Origin of the sequence: Romboutsia sp. (assembly GCF_051659545.1) — a bacterium.
In the GTDB taxonomy this organism is placed as follows: Bacteria; Bacillota; Clostridia; order Peptostreptococcales; family Peptostreptococcaceae; genus JBOFOR01.
The window spans coordinates 1-4,456 of sequence record NZ_JBOFOR010000241.1; the positions used below are offsets into that span (position 1 = coordinate 1).

Here is a 4,456-nt window from a genome sequence, read left to right on the forward strand (position 1 = left end):
TATCCTGGACCTTAGAGAAAGTGTATTCTTTTTTAGGTAAATAAATTAGAAATTTGCTAGATTTAACATAAACAAAATAAACACATCTAATTTTATTAAAATTGATAAAATTAAATGCGTTCATGAATAATTCAGGTTATTCTATTCTTTAATACCGTAAAAAAAATAGCAAATAGGTGGTTATGTTTTACCCTATTTGCTACTTTTTTGCTATAAATTAATTTATTTAATTTTTATATACTTATGCTTTGCATAAAGCTATTATTTATATCAACTATTCTTAAAATGAAGGTATAATACTTCCTTTGTATTTTTCATTTATGAATGTTTTTGCTTCTTCACTTGTTAATGCTTTTGTTAAAGCTTTAATTTTTTCATCATCTCTATTATCTTCTCTAACTGCTAAAATATTTGAGTAAGGAGAATCTTTTGATTCTATTACTATTGCATCTTTTGTAGGATTTAACTTTGCACTTAATGCGTAGTTTGTATTTATTACTGCTGCATCAACATCTGGTAGTACTGATGGTAATTGTTCTGCATTTAATTCTTTTACTTTAATATTTTTAGGATTTGATTTAATATCTTTTACTCCGACAAGTTCCCCTTCTTTTAATTCTATAAGTCCATTTTGAGCTAGAAGTTTAAGTGCTCTAGCACCATTTGTTGCATCATTTGGAATAGCTATTGTTGCACCTTCTTTTATTTCATTCAAATTCTTTATTTTTTTTGAATATAGTCCCATTGGCTCTAAATGTATTTTTGCTGTGTACGTTAATTTATAGCCTTTTTCTTTATTAGTTTCTTCTAAGTATGGTACATGTTGGAAGTAGTTAGCATCTAGTGAACCTTCATTTAATCCTGTATTAGGAAGTACATAATCATCAAATACTTTAATTTCTAATTCATATCCTTCTTTTTCTAATTGTGGCTTTATTACTTCTAAAATTTCTGCATGTGGTGTTGCTGATGCACCTACTACTATTTTCTTGTCATCTTTATTTGATGAGCACCCTACTGCAGATGTTGCAACTACTGTTGCTAATGCTAATGTTATTATTCTTTTTAATTTCATTTTGTTTTCCCCCTATTTTTTATATAATAATTTTCATTGTTTATACATATCACTAAATCAAAATTTATTTTATTTTGAAATTGTTTCTACTTTTATTGCTTCTACTACTAGTGGATTATTAACCACTTTAATCTTATGTTTCTTAACTTTTAAATTCTCTCCATATTTTAATTTGTTATATGATAAGTTTCCTATCCACTGTAACAATTGAACTAATATTATAAGTGTGATTACTGTATATATCATAACAGCTGTATCAAACCTTTGATGTCCGTAAGTAAGTGCTACTGTTCCAAGTCCACCTGCTCCTACTGCACCAGCCATTGCAGTATATCCAAGTATTGATATTACCGATAAAGTTATTCCCGATACAATAGATGGCATTGCTTCTATTATCATTACTTTAAATATTATTTGAGTTTTGGTAGCTCCAAAGGATTTTGCAGCTTCTATTAATCCTTTATCTACTTCATTTAATGCACCTTCTATTATTCTAGCTATAAATGGTGCTGCACCTATAGTTATAGGTACTATTGCTGCTGTTGCACCTATAGAAGTACCTACTATAATCCTAGTAAAAGGAATTAGTGCCACAATAAGTATCATAAAAGGAAAACTTCTTATAGTATTTACTACAAATCCTAAACATGTATTTATAGTACTGTTTGGCTTTAATCCATCTGCCTTTGTTATTACAAGGATTATTGCTAATATAAATCCTATTAATGTTGCTAATATTGTTGGTATAGCAATCATATATAATGTTTCTAATAGTGCATCTAATAATATATCACTTAAAAATTCGCTTAAACTAGTCATTTAATATTTCCTCCCATCTCATTCCCTTACTACTTAAATATGCTTTAACCTTTTTGCTATTTTCAACTTCTGTATTTATAATTAAAGATCCTAGTATATCTTCTCTAAACTTTTCTAGTCGTCCAAATACTATAGAGAAATCAATATCTAATTCTCTTGCCATACTTGTAATAACACTGTCATTTGAAACATCTTTTGGAAATAATATTTTTATATTAGTACCTTCTGGTAAAACTATATTTTCTTCTCCGATTAACTTTCTTAGTCCCTTAGTATTTTGTAAAAATATTTCTTCTGTATCTCCTATTTCAAGAACTTCTCCATGTTCCATTATTGCTACTTTAGTACATATTTGTTTTATAACTTCCATTTGATGTGTAACCATTATTACTGTTATATTTAATTTTTTATTTATATCTTCTATCAGTGATAGTATTGATTTTGTAGTATTTGGGTCTAGCGCTGATGTAGCTTCATCACATAGAAGAACTTTTGGGTTTAAAGCTAATGCTCTTGCTATTGCAACTCTTTGTTTTTGTCCTCCACTTAAATTTCTTGGCTTTACATCCTTCTTGTCTTTTATCCCTACTAGGTCTAAAAGCTCTAAAACCCTTTTATTTATTTCATTATTGGAATATTTAAAACACTGAAGAGGCAGTGCTACATTTTCAAATACAGTTTTTCTTTCTAGTAATGAAAAATGTTGAAATATCATCCCTAAATCTTTTCTTAAATTTCTTAATTCCAACTCACTTAAGTTTTTTACCACCTTATCTTTAACAACTACACTACCTTCTCTATAATCCTCTAATCCATTTATACATCTAAGTAATGTAGATTTACCAGCACCACTGTGACCGATTATTCCAAATATTTCTCCTTCTTCGATTTTCATATTTACATTGTCTAATACCTTTGTGTCTCCATAGTATTTGTTGACATTTTGAATACTTATCATTGTCTAGTCCCCCTATTCTCTTTAATAATATTCCCCTCAATTTGTTTTTTAAAATAAATAAAAGCCTAAGTATAAACTTAGGCTTTATAAGCACGTTATACTCATCTATCAGCATTTTTGCTGCAGGATTTAGCACCAATGTATATTAAATATACTGGTTGCCGGGTTTCATAGGGCCAGTCCCTCCACCTCTCTTGATAAGGAATATTTTATTTTTATTTTCGTTTTTATTTTTTTCTTTTGTATATTTAATATAATATACACTCTGGCATATATTGTCAATTAATTTCTAATTTTTTTTATTATATTTATTTTCTGAATCATTTTTTGTTACCAAGAAAATACTCTAAATTTTCTTTAATAGACCTTTCCATTTCCACAGAAAAATCAGCTGTAGTCTTTCTTTTGTAAATTAATTCTCCATGATTTTTAGCATTAAAAGGGTTGGTTTTAGGGAATGTTCCTTCTTTTAATTCAAACATAGCTTTTAATTCTTCATCCTTTATGTTTTTATATTTTTCATCAAAAACTACAAATTCTTCATCAAATCTTCCTACAAATTTTCTATTGTAATTTTCTGGATAGTAGCCAAGTGTAAGCATAGCTGCTGGGAATGTGTAATTAGGTAAATTTAGTAACTCTTTATGAGTTTCATAATTTTCCATAATATCACCTATATAACAACTTCCTATTCCAAGACTTTCTGCTGCTATAACTGCATTCTGAGCAGCTATTACTGCATCATTTACTCCTAACATAAAATCGTTCATACCTGGACTTTTTACATTTTCAATTCCACTTAGCTCAAAGTATTTAAACCACTTATGTAAATCAGCTAAAAATATTAATACAACAGGTGTATTTTTTATAAATGGCTGATTATCACAAGTTTTACTTAACTTTTCTTTAATTTCAGCATCTGTTATTTTCAAAATAGAGTACATCATCATATTTCCTGCAGTGGGAGCTTTAATTGCACTTTTTATTATTAGGTCTAAATGCTCTTTAGATATTGGCTTTTCTTCATATTTTCTTAGTGATACTCTATTGTTTATCATCTCTATTGTTTTATTCAATACTTTACCTCCAAATATTTAGTCTATATTAAATATTTAGACAATAATATTAAAAAACCTTCATGATTCTATAAATATAAATCATATGTAATAACTACGCTTTACCTACTAAAAATATTAAAATAATCTGCACTACCAATATTAAAGGTAATCCTAGAGTAAACTTCTTATGTTTAGTTTTATGCCTAAAGCTATACATACCTATAATACTTCCAAGTGAGCCACCTAAAATAGCTACTAAAATTAAGTTTTTTTCAGAAATTCTTCTCTTTCTATGTATTGCATATTTTTTATCCAACCACATAAAAATAAATCCAATTATATTTACAATTACTAAATAATATCCCATCTTATCTCCTTCCTATTTCCATTATTTATATTATACTGCTAGGTTATAATATTAATATAAACTTATTTAAATTATTAAAAAGTTTAATAAAATATCTTTATTAGTACATAACACTATAATTAAATAATATTAACTCTAATTGGATGTAACCCTACATCCTCTATCCCATTGGCAAATGC

Annotated in this window: 5 protein-coding genes and 1 riboswitch; all 5 genes read right to left on the reverse strand. The window is 27.5% G+C overall.

Going from position 1 to position 4,456, the window contains the following annotated elements:
• Window positions 1-280: 280 nt before the first annotated feature.
• The 5 genes from ACRC03_RS13845 to ACRC03_RS13865 all read right to left on the reverse strand — a co-directional run bounded on the left by ACRC03_RS13845 (window position 281) and on the right by ACRC03_RS13865 (window position 4,277).
• A complete protein-coding gene (locus ACRC03_RS13845; RefSeq protein WP_438653172.1) occupies window positions 281-1,075 on the reverse strand; it encodes a MetQ/NlpA family ABC transporter substrate-binding protein in 795 nt (264 codons plus the stop codon).
• A gap of 69 nt (window positions 1,076-1,144) precedes the next feature.
• Window positions 1,145-1,894 carry a methionine ABC transporter permease gene (locus tag ACRC03_RS13850; RefSeq protein ID WP_438653173.1) on the reverse strand — a complete coding sequence of 250 codons (750 nt, stop codon included), beginning with the start codon at window positions 1,892-1,894 and terminating at the stop codon, window positions 1,145-1,147.
• The gene (locus ACRC03_RS13855) at window positions 1,887-2,852 is read right to left on the reverse strand and encodes a methionine ABC transporter ATP-binding protein (protein ID WP_438653174.1); all 966 of its coding nucleotides are present in this window, start codon (window positions 2,850-2,852) and stop codon (window positions 1,887-1,889) included. Before ACRC03_RS13855 ends, ACRC03_RS13850 begins: the two co-directional genes overlap by 8 nt.
• Window positions 2,853-2,950: 98 nt before the next feature.
• A riboswitch (SAM riboswitch) is annotated at window positions 2,951-3,056 on the reverse strand.
• Between the two features lie 116 nt (window positions 3,057-3,172).
• Entirely contained in the window at window positions 3,173-3,928 is a 756-nt protein-coding gene (locus tag ACRC03_RS13860; protein WP_438653175.1) for a nitroreductase family protein, read from the reverse strand.
• A gap of 94 nt (window positions 3,929-4,022) precedes the next feature.
• Entirely contained in the window at window positions 4,023-4,277 is a 255-nt protein-coding gene (locus ACRC03_RS13865) for a DUF1294 domain-containing protein (protein ID WP_438653176.1), read from the reverse strand.
• Between the last annotated feature and the right edge of the window lie 179 nt (window positions 4,278-4,456).